The following is a 23,855-nucleotide window of genomic DNA, read 5'->3' as shown; positions in this document are numbered from 1 at the left end:
GGGGGACGGACAGCGCCCGCCTACCCGACGGAGCTGTACGCCACCACCCCGCGCAGCATCTTGTCGACGGCCTTGCGGGCGTTGGCCGCCACGGTCCCGCCCTCGGGCGCCGCCGCCGCGACCTGGCCGAGGACGTCGATGACCTGCTTGCACCAGCGCACGAAGTCGCCCGCGGGCATGTCCGCGTCGCGCAGCACCGCGTCCAGAGCATGACCCTGGGCCCAGCGGTAGGCGGGCCAGGCGAAGCCGAGGTCTGGCTCCCGCTGGCCGACGCCCGTGGCCTGGTTGATGTGGTGCCGCTCCTCCAGCGCGTCCAGTCGGCCCCAGATCCTGACCATCTCCCCCAGCGCGTGCCGGGCCCGCCCGCCGGGCACCTCGGGCGCCGGGGCGTCGTCGGCGTTGCGGGTCTCGTAGACCAGGGCGGAGACGCAGGAGGCCAGCTCAGCCGGGTCCAGCCCCTCCCACACGCCCTCCCGCAGGCACTCGCTGGCCAGCAGGTCCAGTTCCCCGTAGAGCCGGGCCAGCCTGCGGCCCTCGGGCGTCACGTCGTCGCCGCGCAGGTACTCCAGCTCGGTCAGGAGCGCGGCGACCTGGTCGAAGGTGCGGGCGATGGTGTTGGTCCGGCCCTCGATGCGCCGTTCGAGCTGCCGCGTGTCCCGCCTCAGCCGGTGGTACCGCTCGGCCCACCGGGCGTGGTCCTCCCGCTCGTCGCAGCCGTGACACGGATGGGCGCGGATCGCCTGCCGCAGCCGCGCGATCTCGGCGTCGTCGGCCGCAGCGGCCCGCCCCTTGCGGTGCCGGCGCGGCACCACGTGCCCGGCCTTGGCGCGCAGCGCCGACGCCAGGTCGCGCCGCGACTGGGGACTGCGCGGGTTGAACGACTTCGGGATACGCATCCGCTCCAGCGCCTCCACCGGCGCCGGGAAGTCCATCGAGGCCAGCCGCTTGACCTGCCGCTGCTCGGTCAGCACCAGCGGACGCGGCCCGTCCTGGTGGTCGAAGCCCCGGTGCCCCGCGCTGCGCCCGCTGGGCATGCCGGGGTCGAGGACCAGGGCCAGCCCGGCGTACTTGCCGGTGGGCACGTGAATGATGTCGCCCGGCCGGAGCTGCTCCAGCGAGGTGTGCGCCGCGGCCCGGCGCTGCACCATGCCCTCCCGGGCCAGCTCGGTCTCGCGGTCCTTCAGGTCGCGGCGCAGCCGGGAGTACTCCTCGAAGTCCCCGAGGTGGCAGGTCATCGCCTCCCGGTACCCGGACAGCCCGGTCTCGTTGCGCTGCACCTGGCGGGAGATGCCCACCACCGAGCGGTCCGCCTGGAACTGGGCGAACGACGTCTCCAGCAGCTCACGCGAGCGGTGCCGCCCGAACTGCGCCACCAGGTTGACCGCCATGTTGTAGGACGGCTTGAACGACGACCGCAGCGGATAGGTGCGCGCCCCGGCCAGCCCGGCCAGCGCCGCCGGGTCCATGCCGCGCTGCCACAGCACGACCGCGTGGCCCTCGATGTCGATGCCGCGCCGCCCGGCGCGCCCGGTGAGCTGCGTGTACTCGCCTGGCGTGATGTCGGCGTGCTGCTCCCCGTTCCACTTGACGAGCTTCTCCAGGACGACGGAACGGGCCGGCATGTTGATGCCCAGGGCCAGCGTCTCGGTGGCGAACACCGCCTTGACCAGCCCCCGGACAAACAGCTCCTCGACGATCTCCTTGAACGTCGGCAGCATGCCGGCGTGGTGCGCGGCGATGCCCCGCTCCAGGCCCTCCAGCCATTCGAAGTACCCCAGCACGTGCAGGTCCTCGTCGGGGATGGCGGCCGTCCGCCGCTCCACGATCTCCCGCACCTGGGCGCGGGCCGGCGCGTCGTTCAGCCGTAGCCCGGCGTGCAGGCACTGCTGGACGGCCGCCTCGCAGCCCGCCCGGCTGAAGATGAAGGTGATGGCGGGCAGCAGGCCCTCCGCGTCCAGCCGGTCGATGACCTCGACGCGGCTGGGCGTGTAGACGCGGGCGCGCTGCCGCCGCTCGCGCTCCCGGTCCGCGGCGCGCTTGCGGTCCCGGCCGTCACGGAACCGGTCGCGGGCGGTCCACGGGCGGGTGTTCTCCATCCGGGCCATGCGCAGCAGGTCGGGGTTGACCTCGCGCTTGTCGCCGGACTCCTCGAACAGGTCGTACAGCCGCCGCCCGGCCAGCACGTGCTGCCACAGGGGCACCGGGCGGTGCTCGGAGACGATGACCTGGGTGTCGCCGCGGACGGTGTCCAGCCAGTCGCCGAACTCCTCGGCGTTGGAGACGGTGGCCGAGAGCGAGACCAGGGTGACGGACTCGGGGAGGTGGATGATGACCTCCTCCCACACGGCGCCGCGGAAGCGGTCGGAGAGGTAGTGCACCTCGTCCATCACCACATAGCCGAGGCCGGTCAGCGCCTGGGAACCCGCGTAGAGCATGTTCCGCAGCACCTCGGTGGTCATCACGATCACGGGCGCGTCGCCGTTGACACTGTTGTCGCCGGTGAGCAGGCCGACCCGGTCGGCACCGTACCGCTTGACCAGGTCGGTGAACTTCTGGTTCGACAGCGCCTTGATCGGGGTGGTGTAGAAACACTTCCGGCCCTGCGCGAGGGCCAGGTGGACGGCGAACTCCCCGACGATCGTCTTGCCCGAGCCGGTGGGCGCCGCGACCAGGACGCCCTTCCCGGCCTCAAGGGCCTGGCACGCCTCGATCTGGAACGGGTCCAGCCCGAAGTCGTACAGCTCGCGGAACGGGGCGAGCGCGGTGGCCTGCTCGGCGGCACGCCGCTGGGCGGCGGTGTAGCGCTCCGCAGGGGACATGTGGTCGGTCATTGTGCTTACGAGCCTACCGGCCCCGCCCAGGACGGCGGCGTGAACTTTACGCGTCGACGGGTGCCAGCGGCCGGACGGCGCCGGCCACGCACGCGGCGGTCAGCGGCAGCGGGCCCAGGGGTTCGCCGTCCGTATCCGGTGACGCGGGAGCGTCGATCTCCAGCCGGGCCGCCTCCCGCACCGACACCGCCGGGTGGGCCAGGTGGGTGCCCCGGTGGACCCGGGGGAAGACACGCGGCAGCGTGGTCCGGCTGACGTCGCCCACCACGGTGACGGTGGACAGCCCGTCGTCCACCCGGGCACCGGCGCGGATCCGCATGCCGCCGCCGTAGCAGCTGGCGCCGTTGCCCACCGCGATCAGGGTGGCCTCGATCTCCCGCCACGGGCCGCCGTCGAGCCGGAGCCGGAAGGGCATCGGCCGCAACGCGGCCAGCACGGCGAGCACGGCGAGGTCGTAGCGCCGCGGGCCGCGCGGCCACCGCGTCCGGTTGCCCCGGTCGTTCACCCGCGAGTCGAACCCGGCCGCCAGCACGCTGCCGAACCAGGCGTCGCCGACCCGCCCGGCGTCACGCGCCGGATCTGCCCCGCCTCCAGGGCGGCGGCGATCAGCGCCGCGGCGACGCGCGGGTCGCGGGTGGGCGGCCCACAGCCGCGGGCCGTGTCGTTGAGCCGCGGGCCGTGTCGTTCCCGGTGCCGGCGGCGACGATGGCCAGCGGGGTGCCGGTGCCCGCGACCGCTCCCAGGGCGAGGGAGCCGAGACCGTCGCCGCCCACCGCCACCACGGCCCCGGTGCCCCGGTCGACGGCCGACCGGACCCGGCGCGGCGCGTCGGCCGCGTCCTCGCCGACGACCGCGCGCACCAGGAACCCGGCGTCGCGCGGCACCCGGGCCGCGGACAGCGCCGCGCGGGCACCCTTGCCCCGGCCCGCTCCGGGATTGATCAGCCCGGTGACCTCAGCGCTCACGCGCGCCCCGGCCGGGTCACGTCGCGTCGTCGAAGCCGTTGACCCGCGCGGGGCCGTCGTCCGGTCCGGCCGCGCCGACCCGCTCCACGGGCTCGACCGGCTCGACGGGGACCGGGGTCAGGTCCAGGGCGGACGCCTCGTCATCGCCCAGCTCCGCGTCGGGGTCCGCCCGCTCCCGGCGCCGGTCGTTCAGGATGGAGATACCGCAGGCCAGGAAGTACAGCCCGGTGACCGGCACCTGGAGCGCGACCATCGACAGCAGGTCGGTCGGGGTGATGGCGGCGGCGAAGACGGCGATGCCGACCACCATCCAGCGCCACCAGCTCAGCATGCGCTTGCCGGAGAGGATGCCGCCGAAGTTCAGCATCACGAGCAGCAGCGGGAGCTCGAAGGAGAGGCCGAAGGCGAGGGCCATCCGGACGGTGAGGTCCAGCAGCTCCTCGACGGTGACGAGATTCTCCGCGTCCTCGGCGCTGAAGCTCAGCAGCACGGGAATGGCCCGCGGCAGCAGCCAGTACGCGAAGTAGACACCGGTCAGGAACAGCGGCACGCCGAAGCCGACGACGGCGCTGGTGTACTTCTTCTCGTGCCTGTGCAGCCCGGGCGCGATGAACGCCCAGAACTGGTAGAGCCAGATCGGGGAGGCCGCGATCAGACCGACCAGCAGGGAGACCCGGAAGTAAGTGGCGAACGGCGCGGTCAGGCCGTTCTGCGTGAGCCGGGCGCAGCGCTCGACGGCGCCCCGGGTGTCGTTGACCTCATCGCACTCCGGCAGCGGCGCGGTGAGGACGTCCATGATGTCCTGGGCGAAGAACAGCGCGACGATCGTGACGGCGAGGATCGCCGCCATCGACACCCCGAGCCGGTTGCGCAGCTCACGCAGATGCTCGGTGAGGGGCATCCGCCCCTCGGGGTCCTTCTCCTTCTTGCGCGCGGCCTTGGGCACCCCTCGTCCTCATCTCGTAGGGGGGCCGGAACGACGCCGACCACCCGGTCTCACTGCTGGCACGACAGTACGTCAGCCCTGCGTCGTGCCCTTGGGCTCGTCCACCGGACGCGCGGCGGTCGTGTCGCCCACGGCGGGCTCGATGGTCCGGGGCGCGGTGCCCGGCGCGGAGCCGTCCGCGTCTGCGGGGGTCTTGTCGGTCTTCAGCGCGGAAGCCTCGCTCTTGATGATGCGCATCGACTTGCCGAGCGAGCGGGCGGTGTCCGGCAGGCGCTTGGAGCCGAAGACGACCACGACGACAAGGGCGACGAGGAGGATGTGCCATGCGGAAAGCGAGCCCATATCGTCCGTCCAGTCTCTGATCGGGAGTGATCTGTCCACCGCGCGGACCCCCGGATGTTCCCCGGCCGGCCGCACGAGCTGCAATTTTAACGCGCGACGATGAACATGGGGCAATGGCCGAGCGTCCGCCTATTCTCCCTCGCTCTGCCCGCCGTACGAACGGCGCACGGCGCCCCCCCGGGTGGCCAGCGGCGCGGCGGACCGTTCGAGCTCGTCCACGGCCCGGCTGATCCGCTCGGAGCTGTCGCCGACCGCCCGCGTGAACCGGCGGACCTCGACGCCGACGAGCACCGCGAGGACCGCGAGGACCGCGACCCCGCAGAAGGCGAGGGCGAGCTGGAACATGGGCCAGAACATCGCTAGACGATCTCCTCGTACAGATCCAGGGCGGCGCGGGCCGCCGCCCGGGCGCTGTCGGCCAGCTCCGGCGGGGAGACGATCCGGCCGTCCCCGCCGAGCCGCAGCGCCAGGCGGCGCAGCGTGGCCGGGTCCGGGGTGCGCAGCGTCACCCGCAGCCCGCCGTCGGGCAGCTCCTCGGCCGTGTCGTGCGGATAGTACTCCGCGACCCACCGGCCGCCGGGACCCACCTCGATCACGACCTCCGGGTCCGTGGGGGCCGGCTGCACCAGCCCCTCGCTCAGGTCGCGCGGCTCGACGGGCGGCGGGTCGGCCGGGGTCTCCAGTAGCTCGATGCGGGCCACGCGGTCCAGCCGGAACGTGCGCCGAGCCTCCGTCCGGCGGCACCACGCCTCGACGTAGGTGTGGCCCAGGACGAAGAGCCGGATCGGGTCGATCTCCCGATCGGTCAGCTCGTCGCGGCCCGGCGAGTAGTAGCGGATGAGCAGCCGGCGGCGCTCGGTGATGGCACGGTCGACGACGGCGAAGACCCCACCCTCGGCCTCGAAGGTGACCGACAGGCGGGAGCTGGCCCCCGCGCTCTCCCCGGCCGCCGCCTCCAGCTTGGCCGTGGCCCGCAGCAGCGCTTCCTTGTCGCCGTCCCGCAGTCCGGGCAGGGTCGCCACCGCGCGGGCGGCGACCAGCAGGGCGGTCGCCTCGTCGGCGGCGAGCCGCAGCGGCTGGCCGGTGCCGGAGCCGACGGCGTCCGCGTTGTGCCACCAGATGTGCTCGCCGTCGGTGTCGATGTCGAGCAGATCGCCGCCGCGGAAGCTGGTGCCGCACATGGGCAGCACGTTGAGGTCGGAGATCAGCTCGTCCTCGGAGATCCCGAAGGCCCGCGCCACCTCGTCGACCCGGGCGCCGGGGCGCTCACGCAGATACGTCACGAGCGACAGCATGCGCCGCGTCCTGTCGATGGCCGTGGTCGCCATGTCCGCTCCTCTCCCCTTCCCGGCCCGCTCAGCCCTTGGCGACCGCGCGCAGCCGGTCCACCACGTCCGCCCGCAGCTCGGCGGGGTCCAGCACGAGCACGTCCGGGCCGAACTCCGCGAGCCAGGCGTCGAGTCCGTGCCCGTAGGGGATCTCCAGCTCGTCCCAGTCGGCGTCCACACCGGTGATCCGGGTCGCGCGGGCGCGCAGCGGGTATCCCGAGCCGGCGCGCAGCCTGATCCGCGCCTGGCCCGTGGCGTGTTCCCCGGCCCACCGGGCGACACTCTCCCGGAGGGCGACCTGGTCGGGGACCCGGGCACTGAAGGCGCCGGAGCGCGACCGGACGCGGCCGGCGATCCGGGAGAGCCGGAAGACGCGCGCGGCGCCGCGGTCGCGGTCGTATCCGGCCAGGTACCAGTGGCCGCGCCAGCACTCCAGGGCCCAGGGCTCGACCTGCCGGGTGTCGGCGCGGACGGCGTTGGACTTGCGGTAGGCGAAGGTGACGGGCCGCCGGTCGCGGCAGGCGATCATCAGGGGCTCGAACGCCGCCTCGCCGGCCGGCACCCGGGGCTCCAGGGCGCTGTAGCTCTCCTGCTCCTCCTCGGCCAGCGGCATGCCCGCGGCCCGCAGCTTCTGGAGGGCGCCGCTGGCGGCGCCGGCGAGCCTGGCCTGCTGCCAGACCCGGGCTGCCAGGCCGAGCGCGGCGGCCTCCTCGGCGTCGAGGGTGACGGGCGGAAGCTGGTTGCGGTCGCGGCGGGCGACATAGCCGACATCGCCGTCGACGCTCTCGACGGTCTCGATCACCATGCCGAGCTCGCGCAGATCGTCCTTGTCGCGCTCGAACATCCGGTTGAAGGCGTCCTCGGAGGCGACCTCGATGTACGCCTCGATAGAGGTCCGCAGCTCCCGCTTGCTCAGCGGGCGGCCGGTGCCCAGCAGGCACAGGGCGAGATTCATCAGCCGCTCCGCCTTGGCGATCGCCATCGGCGCGTCACCTCCCTCCACAACTCCCCGACCACGTGAGCGCGGTGGGCCCATCCCACAGGGGGATGGGCCCACCGTACCGCCTGTTCGGATCAGGCCGAGACCAGATCGCAGACGAAGATAAGGGTCTCGCCCGGCTTGATCAGACCGCCGCCGGCTCCGGCGTCACCGTAGGCCAGGTGCGGCGGGATGGTCAGCTGTCGCCGACCGCCGACCCGCATCCCCTGCACGCCCTGGTCCCAACCGGGGATGACCTGACCGGCGCCGAGCTGGAAGCGGAGCGGGGTGCCGCGGTTCCAGCTGGCGTCGAACTCCTCGCCGCTGCTGAAGGAGACGCCCACGTAGTGCACGGAGACCTGCGCCCCGGCCTGGGCGACCGGGCCCTCGCCCTCCCAGATGTCCTTGATCTCGAGGTCGGCCGGCGGCTCGCCACCGGGGAAGTCGATCTCGGGCTTGTCGATGCTCACTTGAAAACTCTCCTGTGACGATCGCTGTGAACGGGCCGCCGCGCGGCCTCAGACGGTGCCGACGATGTCGACGACGAAGACCAGGGTGGAGTCCCCCGGGATGGCGCCGCCGGCCTGCTCCTCCGGGCCGTAGCCCAGGTCGGGCGGGATGACCAGCAGCACCCGGTCGCCCACGTGCTTGCCGACCAGGCCCTGGTCCCAGCCCTGGACGACCGAACCGGTGCCGATCTGGAAGCCGGAGGCCATCCCCCGGTCCCAGGAGGAGTCGAACTTCTCGCCACCGTCCCACAGAACGCCGGTGTACTGGGCGACCAGGCCCTGACCGGCTTCGACCTCGGCGCCGTCGCCCTCGATCAGCACCTGCTCCTGGAGCTCCGCCGGCGGGTCCTCGCCCTCCGGGATGGTGATCGTGGCCGGCTCCCCGCTGGGCGCCTCCACCTCGGGCAGGCCCTCCTCGGTGGCGGCCTGCTCGCCCTGGGCCTCGCCCTGCGGGTCGACGGCGGCGGTGGCGGCGATGTCGAAGACCCAGACCACGCCGTCGTCCGCCGGGATCCCGGCCTGCTCGGCGCCCGCGCCGAGCATCTCGCTGACCCGTCCCTCGACGAGGACGCGGCTGCCCACCTTCTTGCCGACCAGCGACTCGGTCGCGGTCTGCGGCAGGGTCGACTCCACACCCGGCTGGACGACGTACTGCTGGCGGGGGGTGTCGCCCTCGGCGCCCTCGTCGGGCCAGGTGTTGACCAGCTCCAGATCGGCGTTGGCGACGCGCCCGACGACGTCGAGGCGGACGAAGTCCCCCTCGGCCACCTTGGCGCCGTCTCCCTCGGTGAGGACGTCGGTCACGGTCTCCTCACCGAATGCGGCGTCGCCCTCGACCGAGATCTCCGGCGGCCGGCCGGGCTCGCCCGACACGGCGGCCACCGGCTCGTCGGCGGACGGGGAGTCGGAATCATCGGAACCGCAGGCGGCGGCGCCCACCAGGAAGGCGGGAACGGTCAGCACCGCGACGATGCGGCGCGCTCGTTTGGTGAGGATCATCAGTCCAACTTGGCGGTAGGCACGGCCGGGGCGGGACCCCGCTGGTCCCGCCCCACCCTACGGCCTCCCCCGCACCACCTGACGGGCGGCGTCGCCCCACCACCCGTCACATGCCGGCGATCAGCTTCTCCACCCGCTCGTCCACCGACCGGAAGGGGTCCTTGCAGAGCACGGTGCGCTGCGCCTGGTCGTTCAGCTTGAGATGCACCCAGTCGACCGTGAAGTCCCGCCGCTGCTCCTGCGCCCGGCGGATGAAGTCGCCCCGGAGCCTGGCCCGGGTGGTCTGCGGGGGCACCGACTTGCCCTGGAAGATCTTCAGGTCGTTGCACACGCGCTGGGCCTGCCCCTTGCGCTCCAGCAGGTAGTACAGCCCGCGGCGACGGTGGATGTCGTGGTAGGCGAGGTCTATCTGCGCGATCCTCGGGTGCGACATCGTCAGGTTGTGCTTCGCCCGGTACCGCTCGATGAGCTGGTACTTCATGACCCAGTCGATCTCGGTGTTGATCTTGTCCAGCTCCTGGGCCCGGATGGACTCCAGGGTCCGGCCCCACAGCTCGAGGACCTGCTCGGTGACCCCGGTGCGCATGCCCCGGCGCTCGCAGAAGTCGAGCGCCTTCTCGTAGTACTCCTGCTGGATCTCCAGCGCCGACGCCTCCCGCCCGGTGGCGAGCCGCACCTTGCGCTGGCCGGTGATGTCGTGGCTGACCTCGCGGATGGCCCGGATCGGGTTCTCCAGCGTGAGGTCGCGCATGACCGTGCCGGCCTCGATCATGCGCAGCACCAGGTCGGTGGCCCCGACCTTGAGCAGCATGGTCGTCTCCGACATGTTCGAGTCGCCGACGATGACGTGCAGCCGGCGGTACCGCTCGGCGTCGGCGTGCGGCTCGTCGCGGGTGTTGATGATGGGGCGCGAGCGGGTGGTCGCGGAGCTCACGCCCTCCCAGATGTGCTCGGCGCGCTGGCTGACGCAGAAGACCGCGCCGCGCGGGGTCTGGAGGACCTTGCCCGCGCCGCAGATCATCTGTCGGGTGACGAGGAACGGGATGAGCACGTCCGCGAGCCGGGAGAATTCGCCGTGCCGGGCCACCAGATAGTTCTCGTGGCAGCCGTACGAGTTGCCCGCGGAGTCGGTGTTGTTCTTGAACAGGTAGACGTCGCCGGCGATCCCCTCTTCGTGGAGCCTGCGCTCGGCGTCGACGAGCAGGCCCTCCAGAATGCGCTCACCGGCCTTGTCGTGGGTGATGAGCTCGGTGACGTTGTCACACTCGGGCGTCGCGTATTCGGGGTGCGAGCCGACGTCCAGATACAGCCGGGCGCCGTTGCGCAGAAACACGTTGCTGCTGCGACCCCATGACACGACACGGCGGAAGAGATACCGCGCCACTTCGTCCGGGGACAGCCGTCGCTGTCCGCGGAACGTGCAGGTGACGCCGTACTCGTTCTCAAGCCCGAAGATTCGGCGATCCATGAGTGAACATTACGCCTGATGCCCGGTTCTGAAACCGGGTTCGAGTGCGGCGTTTCGATCATTTCGCGATTCCGGCCCCTCGCCGGGCACATGCCCGGGAGCAGCGAGAACACGGCGCGTGGCGATCAGCACCAGCAGGGCGAGCCCGCCGGCGACCCCGGCCACGGCGAAGCCCGCCGGGTCGCGCCCCCATTCGACAGCCGGTCCGACCGCGGCCGTGCCGGCCGCGGCCCCGACGCCGAACGTGGTCACCAGCCAGGAGAACGCCTCGGTGACGGTGCCGACCGGGGCGTGCCGGTCGATGACCACGAAGGCGCAGGCCAGCGCGGGCGCGAGGAACAGGCCGGAGACTCCGGCGAGCAGGGTCATCACGGGCACCGAGCCGGGCGTGGACAGCAGCGGCAGATAGCCGGCGGCGAGGGCGGCCACCAGGAACACCAGCCGCCGCTCCGGCTCCCCGCCCCAGTGCCGCGCGCCGTACCAGAGCCCACCGGTCAGGGCGCCGACGCCGAGCGCGGAGAGCAGGTAGCCGGCCACCGCCTCGTCGCCGTGCGTGTCCGCGTAGGCCACGGCGGCGACGGAGATGGCGCCGAGGGCCGCGCCGACGAAGAAGAAGCAGCCGAGCAGCGCGAGCAGTCCCGGGGAGCGCAGCGCGCCCAGCCAGTGGGCCGCGCGCGGGGCACCGCGCCAGCGCCGGGAGGGGCGGGAGACGACGACGGAGAGCGCGCCGAGGACGCCGAGCGCGTTGATCACCAGCAGGGCCGCCGCCTCCGAGCGGACGGCGACGAGAAGCATCACGGCCAGCGGTCCGGCCGCGAACATGACCTCCTGCGCCACCGCGTCCAGCGCGTAGGCCCGGTGCACCCGGTCGCCGCGGTCCAGGACGCTGGGCCACAGGGCCCGCAGACCGCCCTCCAGCGGCGGTGTGGCGACGCCCGCGACCAGGATGGCGGTGACGGCCACCGGGAGCGGTCCGGTGCCCACGAGGGCGAACAGGGCCATCGCGAGCGCGGAGACGACGGCGGCGGGCAGGATCACCCGGAGCTGCCCGCGGGTGTCCACGAGGCGGCCCAGGAGCGGCTGGCCGACGGCGGTGGCCAGCCCGTAGACGGCGGCGAGCGCGCCGGCCAGCGAGTAGCCGCCGTCCTCCGCCCGGGTGAACAGGACGATGGCCAGCGGCGCGGTCGCGTTGGGCAGACGGCCGACCAGCGTGCCGGTCAGCAGCCGCGCCACATGGCGTGCCCGCAGCAGCTCCAGATAGCCCCCGGCCATGGCCTCACCCCCGCTAGTGTTACGTATAACGTCGCCAGTGTACGTACGATAGCCGGGTTCCGGCGGATCCAGGCAACAGGTAGGCGAAAGTGAGCAACGCGATCCCGCCGAGACCCACCAGCCGGGATGTCGCCCAGCACGCCGGGGTGTCCCAGGCGACGGTCTCGCTGGTGCTCGGCGACCGCTGGCGGGGCCGCGTCTCACCGGCCCGTGCCGAGGCGGTGCGCGCCGCCGCGCGGGAGCTGGGCTACCGGCCGAACCTGGCCGCCCGCACCCTGCGGCTCGGCCGCAGCCGCACGGCCCTGGTGGTGGTGCCCGCGCTGACCAACGAGTTCTTCGCGCGGGTGCACGCCGGCGCCGCGCGGGTGGCCGCCGAGGACGACGTCGGGGTGGTGCTCTACCCCTCGCCCCAGGGCGTCGGCCCGGCCCGCGATCCGTTCGCCTCCGCGAGCGCCACCCTCGACGGCGTGCTCGCCTCCTCGATGGCCGCCGAGGCGCTGGCGGCGCTCAGCGGGGGCGGGCTGCCGCTGGTCATGCTGGACAGCGAGCCGCACGGGGGCGCCGCCGCCACCGTCAACCCGGACATCGCCGCGGGCATGCGGCTCGTCACCGCCCACCTGCTCGGCCTCGGTCACCGCCGCTTCGCGCACCTCGCGGCGGACGTGGACTCCTGGACGTTCCGGGTACGGGCCCGGGTCCTCGCCGAGGAGCTGGCCACGGTGCCCGGCGCGGAGATCGTGCGGACGGAACGGGCGCCGATCAGCGTGGCGGGCGGCCTGGGCGCGGCCGGGCGGCTCCTGGCGGACGCCGGTCCGCACCGGCCGACGGCGCTGGTGTGCGACGACGACATGCTGGCGGTGGGGGCCTGCAAGGCGGCGCGGCGGCGCGGGCTGCGGGTGCCGGAGGACCTCTCCGTGACGGGCTTCGACGACCTGACCGTGGCGACGGCGGTGGAGCCGGAGCTGACCACGGTCTCCCTTCCCGGGGAGGAGCTGGGCGCCGCGGGCATGCGCGCCCTGCTGGCCGTCCTGGCCGGCCACGCGCGGGGCACGACGGTGCTCCCGGTGGCCCTCTCCCGCCGCGGCTCGAGCGCACCCCCACCGGCCGCCCCCTGACCCCGGCTCGCCCCGGGGCGAGCCTCCCGGCCGGCCGGATTCCCCGGCTCGCCGGATCACGGTGCCGCCCGGACTCCCGGCACCGACAACCGCGTGCGGGCCGAGGCTCCGGGAAGAGCCGCGCTCAACGGACGGCGGGGCGCCCGGCTCGTCGCCGGGCGCCCCGCCGTCAGGCGTCGTGACGCCGTCTCACTCCTCCTCGGAGCCGCTCTCCTCCGGCTCGGCGGCGGCAGCGGAGCCGCCGTCACCCTCCAGCAGGCGCGCGAGCTGACGGCCCGGCACACGCTTGAACTTCCGCTTCTGCGGCCGGGTCCGGTCCAGGACCGCGACTTCGAGCTGATCCGCGGTCAGCTCCCGCTCGCCGCCGTTGCTGTCCCGGGTCAGGGACTCGACGGCCAGCCGCAGGGCCTCGCCGAGGTCCATGTCGTCGCGGTGCCGCTGACCCAGATAGCTGCCGATCTGGTCGGAGTTCCCGCCGACGGCCACCGAGCCGTGCTCGTCGATGATCGAGCCGTCGTGCGGCAGCCGGTAGATCTCGTCGTCGGCCGGCGATTCGCCGACCTCGGCGACCAGCAGCTCCACCTCGTAGGGCTTCTCGGCGGCGCTGGAGAAGATGTTGCCCAGCGTCTGGGCGTAGAGGTTGGCCAGCCCGCGGGCCGTCACGTCCTCGCGGTCGTAGGTGTATCCCCGCAGGTCGGCATAGCGGGTGCCGCCGATGCGCAGGCTCTCGTACTCGTTGTACTTGCCCGTCGCCGCGAAGGCGATCCGGTCGTAGATCTCGCTCACCTTGTGCAACGCGCGCGAGGGGTTCTCGGCGACGAACACGATGCCGTCGGCGTACTGCAGCACGACCAGGCTCCGGCCGCGCGCGATGCCCTTGCGGGCGTACTCGGCGCGGTCGGCCATGGCCTGCTGGGGTGAGACATAGAACGGCGTCGACACCGGCTACTCGTCCCTTCCTGTCCGTCAGAAGTCTTCAGCTCTACCGCACCGGAATCTACAGAACCGGGGCCTGCGGCCCGTTGGGCAGCTGGAGACGCCCCTCGTGCACGGTCCTGGCGATCTCGGAGACCTCCGCTTCGGTGAGCCTGCGGAACCCATCCTCGGTGATCACCGTGACGATAGGGAAGATCCGCCGGGCAAGATCGGGTCCGCCCGTGGCTGAGTCGTCGTCGGCCGCGTCGTACAGCGCCTGGACGACGGCCGTGGCCGTCTGCTGCTCGGTCAGGTCGGGGCGGTGCAGCTTCTTCAGCGCGCCGCGGGCGAAGATCGATCCGGAGCCGACGGCGGCGAAGCCCAGCTCCTCGGAACGGCCGCCGGTCACATCGTAGGAGAAGATCCGGCCCTTCTCCCGCTCCAGGTCGTATCCGGCGAACATCGGGACCACGGCCAGGCCCTGCATGGCCATGCCCAGGTTCCCCCGGATCATGGTGGAGAGCCGGTTGGCCTTGCCCTCCAGGGACAGCACGTGGCCCTCGACCTTCTCGAAGTGCTCCAGCTCCAGCTGGAACAGCTTGACCAGCTCGACGGCGAGGCCCGCGGTGCCCGCGATGCCGACCGCCGAGAACTCGTCCGCCGGGAAGACCTTCTCCACATCGCGCTGGGCGATCATGTTCCCCATCGTGGCCCGGCGGTCACCGGCCAGCACCACGCCGCCGGCGAAGGTGGCCGCCACGATCGTGGTGCCGTGCACGGTCTCGATCGCGCCCTCGATCGGCGGCAGCGCGCGGCCACCGGGAAGCCGCTCGGGCGCGTAGTCGGAGAGGAAGTCGAAGAATGACGAGGACCCCGGCCTCAGGAAGGCTGCGGGGAGGCGCCCCTGGTCGTGCGAGTTGGCTGCCACAGGATTCCTTCCAGGTAGGAAACGGTCCGCTGCCCCGGTCCGGTGATGCGGCCGGGGCAGCGGCGGCGTATGCGATGGACCCTACCCGTCACATGGCGATGATCCACACGGGTCGCGGAGCGTCCCCGCGGCCCTGGCTACTGGCCGCCCTTCTGGACGAAGCTGCGGACGAAGTCCTCCGCGTTCGACTCAAGAACCTCGTCGATCTCGTCCAGGACGGAGTCCACATCGTCCGTCAGCGCTTCCTGGCGCTCCTTGAGGTCCTCCGAGACCTCGGCGTCCTGGGTCTGCTCCTCGGTCTCTTCACTCGTGCGCGACGCCCTCTGCTGGCCGCCGCCGGTGTCCTTGGTCGCCATCTCCCTCACCCCATGCTCAGTTCGACGTGACAAGATCAGACCCTACTAGCCGGGGCTGACATCGGCCTTTCGTTGCTCCGGAGCGGCTGCGTTGCTCCCGAGCGGCTGCGTTGCCCCGGAGCGGCTTGCGTTGCTCCAAGGTGCTCCCTCGCTACAACGTCCGGGGACTACCTCCATGATTCCCGGATCGACGGAAAATCAGCCGCCGGACAGCGCCCGGACGAGATCCTCGGCCGTCGCGCAGCGGTCCAGCAGGCTCTCGACGTGCTCCCGCGTACCGCGCAGCGGGTCCATCGTGGGCACCCGCTGCAGGGAGTCCCGGCCCGGCAGGTCGAAGATCACCGAGTCCCAGGACGCGGCGGCCACGTCGTCCGCGTACTTGTCCAGGCAGCGGCCCCGGAAGTACGCCCTGGTGTCGTCCGGCGGGTCGCCCTGGGCGCGCAGGACGTCCTCCTCCGACAGCAGCCGGGTCATCCGGCCCCGGGCCGCCAGCCGGTTGTACAGGCCCTTGTCGGGGCGGACGTCGGCGTACTGGAGGTCCACGAGGTGGAGGCGCGCCGCGTCCCATCCGAGGCCGTCGCGACGGCGGTAGCCCTCCATCAGCTCGCGCTTGGCGACCCAGTCCAGCTCCCGGGAGAGGCTCATCGGGTCCCGCTCCAGGCGGGTGAGCACGTCCTCCCAGCGGCCGAGGACGTCCGCGGTCTGCGGATCGGCGTCCGCGCCCCAGCGCTCCTCGACATACTTGCGGGCCAGTTCGTAGTACTCCATCTGGAGCTGGACGGCGGTCAGCGTCCGGCCGCTGCGCAGTGTCACGAGCTCCTTGAGAGACGGGTCGTGGCTGACCCGGTGCAGGGTGCGCACCGGCTGGTCGACGGCGAGGTCGACGGCGATGAAGCCGTCCTCGATCATCGCCAGGACCAGCGCGGTGGTGCCGAGCTTGAGGTAGGTGGAGATCTCGGCGAGGTTGGCGTCGCCGATGATCACATGCAGCCTGCGATAGCGCTCGGCGTCGGCGTGCGGCTCGTCGCGGGTGTTGATGATGGGCCGCTTGAGCGTCGTCTCCAGGCCGACCTCGACCTCGAAGTAGTCCGCGCGCTGGCTCAGCTGGAAGCCGTCCTCGCTGCCGTCCTGGCCGATACCGACGCGGCCGGCGCCGCAGACGACCTGACGGGAGACGAAGAACGGTGTCAGGTGGCGCACGATCTCCGAGAAGGGGGTCTCCCGCTTCATCAGGTAGTTCTCGTGCGTGCCGTAGGAGGCGCCCTTGTTGTCGGTGTTGTTCTTGTAGAGATGGATCGGCTGGGTGCCGGGGACCTCGGCGGCGCGCCGGGCCGCCTCGGCCATGATGCGCTCGCCCGCCTTGTCCCACAGCAGGGCGTCCATCGGGTTGGTCGTCTCGGGAGCGCTGTACTCGGGGTGCGCGTGGTCGACGTAGAGCCGGGCGCCGTTGGTCAGGATGACGTTCGCCAGGCCGATGTCCTCGTCCGTGAGCTGGCTGGCGTCGGCGTTGTCCCGGGCCAGGTCGAAGCCCCGGGCGTCGCGGAGCGGGTTCTCCTCCTCGAAGTCCCAGCGGGCGCGCCTGGCGCGATGCATGGCCGCCGCGTACGCGTTCACGACCTGGGAGGAGGTGAGCATGGCGTTGGCGTTCGGGTGACCTGGAACGGAAACGCCGTACTCGGTTTCGATGCCCATCACTCGCCGTACAGTCATGAAGCCCTCCTTGGCCAGCGGCGACCTTCCACCGTGCCACCGCCGGACACGAGCCTAGGGGACACGGGCTGCGCTGCGGAGATCACTGCGGGTTTCCTCGGGACTGTCAGGGAAAACGTCCGGCTGCGGGGCCGCCTCGCGGGCCCCGCAGCCGGACGCTGTGTGCGCTACAGGTACTGACCGGTGTTCGCCACCGTGTCGATGGAGCGGCCGGTGTCACCGCCCTGCTTGCCGGTGACGAGCGTGCGGATGAAGACGATCCGCTCGCCCTTCTTGCCGGAGATGCGGGCCCAGTCGTCCGGGTTGGTCGTGTTGGGCAGGTCCTCGTTCTCCTTGAACTCGTCCACGCAGGCGGCGAGCAGGTGGGAGACGCGCAGGCCCTTCTGATTGTGGTCCAGGAAATCCTTGATGGCCATCTTCTTCGCCCGGTCCACGATGTTCTGGATCATGGCGCCGGAGTTGAAGTCCTTGAAGTAAAGGATCTCCTTGTCACCGTTGGCGTAGGTGACCTCCAGGAAGCGGTTCTCCTCGGTCTCGGCGTACATCTGCTCCACGACGGTCTGGATCATGCCGCCGACCGTCGCGCCCCGGCTGCCGTTGTGCTCCGAGAGGTCCTCCGCGTGGAGGGGGAGCGTCGGCGTCAGGTACTTGGAGAAGATGTCACGCGCGGCCTCCGCGTCCGGGCGCTCGATCTTGATCTTCACGTCGAGGCGTCCCGGGCGCAGGATCGCCGGGTCGATCATGTCCTCGCGGTTGGAGGCACCGATGACGATGACGTTCTCCAAGCCCTCCACGCCGTCGATCTCGGAGAGGAGCTGGGGAACGATGGTGTTCTCCACGTCCGAGCTGACGCCCGAGCCGCGGGTGCGGAAGAGGGAGTCCATCTCGTCGAAGAAGACGATGACCGGGGTACCCTCGCTCGCCTTCTCCCGGGCCCGCTGGAAGACCAGCCGGATGTGCCGCTCGGTCTCGCCGACGTACTTGTTGAGCAGCTCGGGGCCCTTGATGTTGAGGAAGAAACTCTTCCCCGCGGGCTTGCCGGTGACCTCCGCGACCTTCTTCGCCAGCGAGTTGGCGACGGCCTTGGCGATCAGGGTCTTGCCGCAGCCGGGCGGGCCGTAGAGCAGGACGCCCTTGGGCGGGCGCAGCTCGTGCTCGCGGAACAGGTCCGGGTGCAGATACGGGAGCTCGACGGCGTCCCGGATCATCTCGATCTGGCCGCCGAGGCCGCCGATCTGGGTGTAGTCGATGTCGGGGACCTCTTCGAGGACGAGCTCCTCGACCTCGCTCTTGGGGACGACCTCGTAGACATAACCGGATCGGGGCTCCAGCAGGAGCGCGTCACCGGCCCGGAGGGTGACGTCCATGAGCGGGTCGGCGAGCTTGACCACCCGCTCCTCGTCGGTGTGGCCGATCACCAGGGCGCGCTCGCCGTCCTCAAGGACCTCCTTGAGGGTGACGATGTCCCCGGCGCTCTCGAACTCCATCGCGGCGACCACGTTGAGCGCCTCGTTGAGCATGACCTCCTGGCCGCGCCTGAGGTCGCCGGCCTCGATGCCGGGGCTGACGTTCACCCGGAGCTTGCGGCCACCGGTGAAGATGTCGGCCGTGCCGTCCTCGTTGGCGCACAGGAAGACGCCGAAGCCGGAAGGCGGCTGGGCGAGCCGGTCGACTTCCTCCTTCAGGGCGACGATCTGATCACGCGCCTCGCGCAGCGTGCCGGCCAGTCGCTCGTTCTGCGCCGACACGCCTGCCAGATTGGTCTGCAGCTCGACGATCCGCTCCTCGAGAATCCGAGTGTGCCGCGGAGAGTCGGCCAGCTTTCGGCGCAGGACGGTGATCTCCTGCTCAAGGTCGGCAATCTGCCGGGCCGGGTCGTCGGAACCCCGACCGGGCCGGATGCCGCGGTTGCTGTCGTCATTCTGGGATACCACGGTCCTCACCTCCTCCAAGGGGAGCTGGACGCTTCCAGACCCTACCTGGACCGGTGCAGTTCGAAACCCCTAGATCACAAAGACGGTCGGGGGTGTGTCCGATCTTCACCCTTGCGCACTCCCTCACGCCAGGGGAATACCCACGCTTCTCCATCGGAAAGCTGACCGCTGTATGGTCGTAACCGGTCAACACCCGTCAGGGATGGCTCCCTTTGATTCACACCTACGAGGAACGGTAGGCCATATGACCGCGCAGAACGAAGCCGCCGAAGAGCTGGAGGTCTGGATCGACCAGGACCTCTGCACGGGGGACGGTATCTGTGCTCAGTATGCCCCGGAGGTGTTCGAGCTGGACATCGACGGGCTTGCCTACGTGAAGCCGCCGGCCCCGCCCGGCACCGAGGCCGACCTCCTGACGGCGCCGGGCGCGACCGTCCCGGTCCCCCTGCCGCTGCTGCGCGACGTGACCGCCTCGGTCAAGGAGTGCCCGGGCCAGTGCATCCACGTCCGGCGTGTCACCGACGGCGTCGAGGTCTACGGGCCGGACGCCGGCTAGTCCGCCCGGCCCGTTCCCCCATTGAGGTGTGCCCCCGTTGAGATGCCCCCGGCGGGGGCTCAGACGCTGTTGGCGGCCCGGGCCGGGTTCAGCTCCAGGCGGCCGTCGTGCCAGACCCAGCTCACGTCGCGCCGCAGATCCGGGCAGCAGCGCGGGACGTCGAACGACGAGTAGCCGAGGAGCCGCGCCCCGATGGCGCCCTCGTCCGTGACCGTGAGCTCGTCCACGGTCATCCCTTCGGCCGGGTCCACCAGGGTCTCCGCGACCCGGGGGTCGCCGTCCCCGTCCCGGGTGAGCAGGTACATGCCGTTCGGCGGAGTGCCGGAGCCGGCGTCGCAGCGGACCACCGCGATGGTCTCGGCCCGACCGTCCGCGCCCAGATCGACGGTGGCCCGCTCGGTGACCACCACGCCCGGCGCACCGCAGTCCAGCGGGAAGTCGACGGCCTCGGGATCGGGCGCGGGCAACGGCTCGGGCGCGGCCCGCGGCCCACCCCGGGGATCGGCGGCCACCGCGCCGGGCTCGGCGGTCGCGTCGGGCGGCTGGAGCAGGGCCGCCGCGCCGGTCACGGCGGCCAGGAACGCGGCGGTGATGAGCCAGTGGACGGTGCGAGTGCGGGTGTGCGGAAGGTCGTGACCTGCCGGGAGCTGCACGCGAGGGACTCCTGGGAAGGGTGGGGTGTGAGAAATGACACGGTGCGGGAACCTGCACGTCGGCAGGTGTCGGCATCGTGCCATATCTCACACGGCCGCGGAACGGCGGGGTGCGCGGCCTCAGTCCACGGGGCCGGAGCCCGAGCCGGGCCCGGTGTAGTCCGCGCCGTAGGCGCCGGGCGCCGGGCGCCGGCGGCGCAGCGGCGGCGTCACCCCGTCGGCGAGCCTGCGGGCGGTGAGGAGGAAGCCGGTGTGCCCGATCATGCGGTGGTCGGGGCGGACGGCGAGGCCCTCCACGTGCCAGGTGCGAACCATGGTCTCCCAGGCGCGCGGCTCGTTGAACGTGCCGTGCTCGCGGATGGACTCGACCGTCCGGGCGAGCTGCGTGGTGGTGGCGACGTACGCGCAGACGATCCCGCCGGGCACGAGGGCCTTGGAGACGGCGTCCAGGCACTCCCAGGGGGCGAGCATGTCCAGGATCACGCGGTCGACGTCGGGGTCCGAGAGCTGGTCCTGGAGGTCCCCGACAGTCAGCGACCAGGCCGGGTGCGGACCGCCGAAGTACCGGCTGACGTTCTCCCGCGCGATCTCCGCGAAGTCGGCCCGCCGTTCGTAGGAGTGGAGCATGCCCTGGTCGCCGATGGCGCGCAGCAGGAACGTGCTGAGCGAGCCGGAGCCGACACCGGCCTCCACGACGCGGGCGCCGGGGAAGATGTCGGCCATGGCCAGGATCTGCCCCGCGTCCTTGGGGTAGACCACGGCGGCACCGCGTGGCATGGACAGGACGTAGTCGGGGAGCAGGGGGCGCAGCGCGAGGTAGGCGACGTTTCCGGTGGTGCGGACGACGGTCCCCTCGGGGGCACCGATCAGCTCGTCGTGCGGGAAGGCTCCCTTGTGGGTGTGGAAGCTCTTCCCCGCTTCGAGCGTGAACGTGTAGTGGCGACCCTTGGGATCGGTGAGCTGGACCTGGTCCCCAACCTGGAAGGGCCCGCGACGGCGGGCTGCACCGGTCGGTTCGGACATGGACGACAGCCTAGTCCAGCCGGGGTCACCCGGTTGACCGCCCTCCCGCCGAGGGGCTGTGCCGGGCCATCGCTTCGATGAAGGCGCGCTCCACGTCGCCGGTGGACAGCACGCCGTAGATCTCGCCGGTCTCCTCGACCACCAGATACTCACTGGCCGGGGTGGCCCGCAGGTGCTCCAGGAGCCCTTCGCCGCCCAGATCGGCCGGGACCCGCATGCCGTCCGTCAGGTCCTGGGCCAGGGTGCTCACGGCGACCCAGGGGCGGCGGTGCTGCGGGATGCCCGCGATGCCGGACTCGCGGACCACGGAGACGGGGCTGCCCTCGGTGTCGACCACGACCAGGGCGCGGGCGCCGGCGTCGTTGGCGCGGCGCAGCGCCTCGGAGAGCGGGGTCTCGCCGGTGACGGGGACGGCCCGGCGGGTCAGGGATCTGGCGTTGAGCCTCGGCAGGCGCTCCCGCAGGCGGGCCATGCGCAGGCTGTTGCCCGCGCCGGTCCAGATGATGGCGGCCAGGATCGCGGCCAGCAGGGCGTCCGTGAGGGATTCCAGGCCGGCGAACGACTGGCGCTCACCGACCGAGCCCAGGTGGGTGGCGAGCGGGAAGCCGATGAGGACGACGATGGCCAGCACCCGGCCGGTCCAGGCGGCGGCGACCGTGCCGGTCATGGCGCTGCCGGACAGCCGCCACACCACGGCGCGCAGCATCCGGCCGCCGTCCAGGGGCAGGCCGGGGAGGAGGTTGAAGACGGCGACGATGAGGTTGGAGACCATCAGGCCGGCCAGCAGCACGCCGGGCACGGTGTCGGACTCGACGGCCAGCACGCCGATGTAGAAGACACCGGACAGGACGAGCGAGAGCAGCGGGCCCGCGCCGGCGAGGACGAACTCGCGGCCCGGGGTCTGGGACTCCTTCTCGATCTCCGAGACCCCGCCGAAGAACTGGAGTTGGATCCGCCGCACCGGCAGGTCGAAGCGGATCGCGGCGACGGTGTGGGCGAGCTCGTGGACGAGCACGGAGGCGTAGAAGGCGACGGCGAAGAAGAGGGAGACGAGGTAACGGCCGCCGCCGAGGCCGGGCAGCACGCGATCGAGCTGGTTGCCGAAGAACCAGGTGATGAGGGCCGCGACCAGGAACCAGCTGGGCGCGACGTAGACCGGGACGCCGAGGACGCGGCCCATCAGGATCCCGCCGCCCGTCCCCGCGGGGCGCTGTGGCCTGTCGCTTTCGGAGTCTCCCACCGGTTCCCCTCGTCGCGTCGCGCCCGCGCGTGCCGTGCGCGCGGGCTCAGTGTCGATGGTATGCGGCCGGCTGTCAGTGACGCGCCGTAGGGTTCGCTGCATGACCGGTTCCCCCGCCACGCCGCCCAACTCCCTTTCCCCGTCCCGGGCCGCCGATTTCATGCAGTGCCCCCTGCTGTACCGCTTCCGGGTGATCGACAAATTGCCCGAGGAGCCGAGCGCGGCGGCGACCAGGGGGACGGTCGTCCACGCCGTCCTTGAGCGGGTGTTCGACGCGCCGGCGGGCGAGCGCGACGCGCGGCGGGCCCGTTCGCTGGTGGGCAGGGAGTGGGAGCGGCTGCTGACGAAGCGTCCCGAGCTGGCGCGGCTGTTCGCCGAGGAGGGCGGCGGGGACGGTGCCGACGATGACGGCGCCGACGCCGGCGGGCAGCGGGGCGCGGTCGCGGTCGACCCGGCGCGGCTGGCCAAGTGGCTGACCGAGGCGGAGGAGTTGGTCGAGCGGTGGTTCTCGCTGGAGGACCCGACGCGGCTGGAGCCGGCCGAGCGCGAGCTGTTCGTGGAGACGCGACTCGATTCGGGCCTGCGGCTGCGCGGGGTGATCGACCGGGTGGACATCGCCCCGACCGGGGAGATCCGCATCGTCGACTACAAGACGGGCAAGGCCCCCCGCGCGGAGTACGCGGCGGACGCGCTGTTCCAGATGAAGTTCTACGCGCTGGTGCTGTGGCGGCTGCGGGGCGAGATCCCGCGCCGGCTCCAGCTCGTCTATCTGGGCAGCGGCGACGTGCTGACGTACGACCCGGCCGAGGCGGATCTGCGGAGCGTGGAGCGGAAGCTGCTGGCGCTGTGGGACGCGATCCGGCGGGCGACGGAGACCGGTGACTGGCGGCCGAAGCCGGGCCGGCTGTGCGACTGGTGCGATCACCGGTCCCGCTGCCCGGAGTTCGGCGGCACTCCCCCGCCCTATCCACTGCTGGTCCAGCCCCGGCTGCCGCTGGAGGAGGGGGCCGGCGGGGACGCCGGCGCCGCGCGCGGCGCCGCGAGGTCCCTTCCGTGAGCCAGAATGGGCACCGGCCGACGGGGACTTCGCCGTCCCACCGATCGAAGGGTGCCTCCATGCCCATCCGCGTTCTGCTCGTCGACGACCAGCCGCTGCTGCGCACCGGGTTCCGGATGATCCTGGAGGCCGAGCAGGACCTCGCCGTCGTCGGGGAGGCCGGGGACGGCCTGCAGGCCCTGGAGCAGGTGCGGGCCCTCCAGCCGGACGTGGTCCTGATGGACATCCGGATGCCGAGGATGGACGGGGTGGAGGCGACGCGACAGATCACCGGCCCGGAGAAGGACGGGCCGGCCAAGGTGCTCGTGCTCACCACCTTCGACCTCGACGAGTATGTGGTGGAGGCGCTGCGGGCGGGGGCCAGCGGGTTCCTGCTGAAGGACGCCCCGGCGGTGGAGCTGGTGCAGGCGATCCGGGTGGTCGCGGCGGGCGAGGCGATGCTGGCGCCGAGCGTCACGCGGCGGCTGCTGGACATGTACGCGGAGAAGCTGCCCTCGGGCGAGGATTCGGTCCCGGACGCGCTGGGCACGCTGACGGACCGCGAGGTCGAGGTGCTGAAGCTGGTGGCGCGGGGGTTGTCCAACGCGGAGATCGCGGCGGACCTGTTCGTCAGCGAGACGACCGTCAAGACCCATGTGGGTCACGTGCTGACCAAGCTGGAGCTGCGCGACCGGGTGCAGGCGGCCGTGTTCGCGTACGAGAGCGGCCTGGTGCGGCCCGGCAGCTGAG

At 72.0% G+C, this 23,855-nt stretch carries 22 protein-coding genes and 1 pseudogene; 4 read left to right on the top strand and 19 right to left on the bottom strand.

Annotated features, from left to right (window positions below; genetic code table 11):
* Nucleotides 1-20 precede the first annotated feature (20 nt).
* From OIE51_RS24475 to OIE51_RS24425, 11 genes and pseudogenes are all read right to left on the bottom strand, one after another.
* Entirely contained in the window at nt 21-2,831 is a 2,811-nt protein-coding gene (locus OIE51_RS24475; RefSeq protein WP_326599994.1) for a DEAD/DEAH box helicase, read from the bottom strand.
* 46 nt (nt 2,832-2,877) lie between these two features.
* Nucleotides 2,878-3,796, bottom strand: a pseudogene (locus tag OIE51_RS24470) (diacylglycerol kinase family protein).
* 16 nt (nt 3,797-3,812) lie between these two features.
* Nucleotides 3,813-4,742 carry a twin-arginine translocase subunit TatC gene (gene tatC, locus OIE51_RS24465; RefSeq protein WP_326599993.1) on the bottom strand — a complete coding sequence of 310 codons (930 nt, stop codon included), beginning with the start codon at nt 4,740-4,742 and terminating at the stop codon, nt 3,813-3,815.
* A gap of 72 nt (nt 4,743-4,814) precedes the next feature.
* Nucleotides 4,815-5,084, bottom strand: a complete 270-nt coding sequence (tatA, locus tag OIE51_RS24460; RefSeq protein ID WP_326599991.1) for a Sec-independent protein translocase subunit TatA — start codon at nt 5,082-5,084, stop codon at nt 4,815-4,817.
* Nucleotides 5,085-5,213: 129 nt separating this feature from the next.
* Nucleotides 5,214-5,441, bottom strand: coding sequence for a hypothetical protein (locus OIE51_RS24455; RefSeq protein ID WP_326599989.1), 228 nt, complete (start codon nt 5,439-5,441; stop codon nt 5,214-5,216).
* 2 nt (nt 5,442-5,443) lie between these two features.
* Entirely contained in the window at nt 5,444-6,412 is a 969-nt protein-coding gene (locus tag OIE51_RS24450) for a helix-turn-helix transcriptional regulator (protein ID WP_326599988.1), read from the bottom strand.
* Between the two features lie 28 nt (nt 6,413-6,440).
* The gene (locus tag OIE51_RS24445; RefSeq protein ID WP_326599987.1) at nt 6,441-7,394 is read right to left on the bottom strand and encodes a helix-turn-helix transcriptional regulator; all 954 of its coding nucleotides are present in this window, start codon (nt 7,392-7,394) and stop codon (nt 6,441-6,443) included.
* 92 nt (nt 7,395-7,486) lie between these two features.
* Nucleotides 7,487-7,861 (bottom strand): FKBP-type peptidyl-prolyl cis-trans isomerase, encoded by a 375-nt coding sequence (locus OIE51_RS24440; protein ID WP_326599986.1) that lies wholly within the window; start codon nt 7,859-7,861, stop codon nt 7,487-7,489.
* Between the two features lie 48 nt (nt 7,862-7,909).
* Nucleotides 7,910-8,899, bottom strand: a complete 990-nt coding sequence (locus OIE51_RS24435) for an FKBP-type peptidyl-prolyl cis-trans isomerase (protein ID WP_326599985.1) — start codon at nt 8,897-8,899, stop codon at nt 7,910-7,912.
* Between the two features lie 106 nt (nt 8,900-9,005).
* Nucleotides 9,006-10,367: a Pup--protein ligase gene (gene pafA / locus OIE51_RS24430; RefSeq protein ID WP_326599983.1), complete on the bottom strand. Its 1,362-nt coding sequence runs from the start codon at nt 10,365-10,367 to the stop codon at nt 9,006-9,008.
* 9 nt (nt 10,368-10,376) lie between these two features.
* Nucleotides 10,377-11,639, bottom strand: a complete 1,263-nt coding sequence (locus tag OIE51_RS24425; protein ID WP_326599981.1) for an MFS transporter — start codon at nt 11,637-11,639, stop codon at nt 10,377-10,379.
* Between the two features lie 89 nt (nt 11,640-11,728).
* Here OIE51_RS24425 and OIE51_RS24420 point away from each other — a divergent pair, with 89 nt between their 5' ends.
* A complete protein-coding gene (locus OIE51_RS24420) occupies nt 11,729-12,754 on the top strand; it encodes a LacI family DNA-binding transcriptional regulator (RefSeq protein WP_326599979.1) in 1,026 nt (341 codons plus the stop codon).
* 189 nt (nt 12,755-12,943) lie between these two features.
* Here the strand turns inward: OIE51_RS24420 and prcA are convergent, their stop codons facing one another.
* The 5 genes from prcA to arc form a co-directional block, all read right to left on the bottom strand.
* On the bottom strand, nt 12,944-13,696 hold the full coding sequence (gene prcA, locus OIE51_RS24415; protein ID WP_326599978.1) for a proteasome subunit alpha: 753 nt from the start codon (nt 13,694-13,696) through the stop codon (nt 12,944-12,946).
* Nucleotides 13,697-13,751: 55 nt separating this feature from the next.
* Complete coding sequence (prcB, locus tag OIE51_RS24410; RefSeq protein ID WP_326599977.1) at nt 13,752-14,597, bottom strand: proteasome subunit beta; 846 nt, start codon at nt 14,595-14,597, stop codon at nt 13,752-13,754.
* Nucleotides 14,598-14,734: 137 nt separating this feature from the next.
* Nucleotides 14,735-14,953 carry a ubiquitin-like protein Pup gene (locus OIE51_RS24405; protein WP_049567989.1) on the bottom strand — a complete coding sequence of 73 codons (219 nt, stop codon included), beginning with the start codon at nt 14,951-14,953 and terminating at the stop codon, nt 14,735-14,737.
* A gap of 198 nt (nt 14,954-15,151) precedes the next feature.
* Nucleotides 15,152-16,663 carry a depupylase/deamidase Dop gene (gene dop, locus OIE51_RS24400; protein WP_326599975.1) on the bottom strand — a complete coding sequence of 504 codons (1,512 nt, stop codon included), beginning with the start codon at nt 16,661-16,663 and terminating at the stop codon, nt 15,152-15,154.
* Between the two features lie 167 nt (nt 16,664-16,830).
* Nucleotides 16,831-18,615 (bottom strand): proteasome ATPase, encoded by a 1,785-nt coding sequence (arc, locus tag OIE51_RS24395; RefSeq protein WP_442812009.1) that lies wholly within the window; start codon nt 18,613-18,615, stop codon nt 16,831-16,833.
* A gap of 226 nt (nt 18,616-18,841) precedes the next feature.
* On the opposite strand from arc, the gene OIE51_RS24390 reads away from it, so the two are divergent.
* Nucleotides 18,842-19,153 carry a ferredoxin gene (locus OIE51_RS24390; protein ID WP_326599971.1) on the top strand — a complete coding sequence of 104 codons (312 nt, stop codon included), beginning with the start codon at nt 18,842-18,844 and terminating at the stop codon, nt 19,151-19,153.
* Between the two features lie 59 nt (nt 19,154-19,212).
* Here the strand turns inward: OIE51_RS24390 and OIE51_RS24385 are convergent, their stop codons facing one another.
* From OIE51_RS24385 to OIE51_RS24375, 3 genes are all read right to left on the bottom strand, one after another.
* Nucleotides 19,213-19,806 (bottom strand): hypothetical protein, encoded by a 594-nt coding sequence (locus tag OIE51_RS24385; RefSeq protein ID WP_326599969.1) that lies wholly within the window; start codon nt 19,804-19,806, stop codon nt 19,213-19,215.
* Between the two features lie 120 nt (nt 19,807-19,926).
* Nucleotides 19,927-20,829, bottom strand: coding sequence for a tRNA (adenine-N1)-methyltransferase (locus OIE51_RS24380; protein WP_326599967.1), 903 nt, complete (start codon nt 20,827-20,829; stop codon nt 19,927-19,929).
* A 25-nt stretch (nt 20,830-20,854) separates the two neighbouring features.
* Nucleotides 20,855-22,009 (bottom strand): site-2 protease family protein, encoded by a 1,155-nt coding sequence (locus OIE51_RS24375; RefSeq protein ID WP_326600782.1) that lies wholly within the window; start codon nt 22,007-22,009, stop codon nt 20,855-20,857.
* 160 nt (nt 22,010-22,169) lie between these two features.
* Here OIE51_RS24375 and OIE51_RS24370 point away from each other — a divergent pair, with 160 nt between their 5' ends.
* Both OIE51_RS24370 and OIE51_RS24365 read left to right on the top strand, forming a co-directional pair.
* Entirely contained in the window at nt 22,170-23,126 is a 957-nt protein-coding gene (locus OIE51_RS24370; protein ID WP_326599965.1) for a RecB family exonuclease, read from the top strand.
* A 59-nt stretch (nt 23,127-23,185) separates the two neighbouring features.
* Nucleotides 23,186-23,854, top strand: a complete 669-nt coding sequence (locus OIE51_RS24365; RefSeq protein ID WP_326599962.1) for a response regulator transcription factor — start codon at nt 23,186-23,188, stop codon at nt 23,852-23,854.
* The last annotated feature ends 1 nt before the right edge of the window (nt 23,855 follow it).

This window comes from Streptomyces sp. NBC_01803 (assembly GCF_035917415.1).
Lineage (GTDB): Bacteria > Actinomycetota > Actinomycetes > Streptomycetales > Streptomycetaceae > Streptomyces.
The sequence above is the reverse complement of the archived record's forward strand: the minus strand, read 5'-3'. Positions and strand labels throughout refer to the sequence as shown.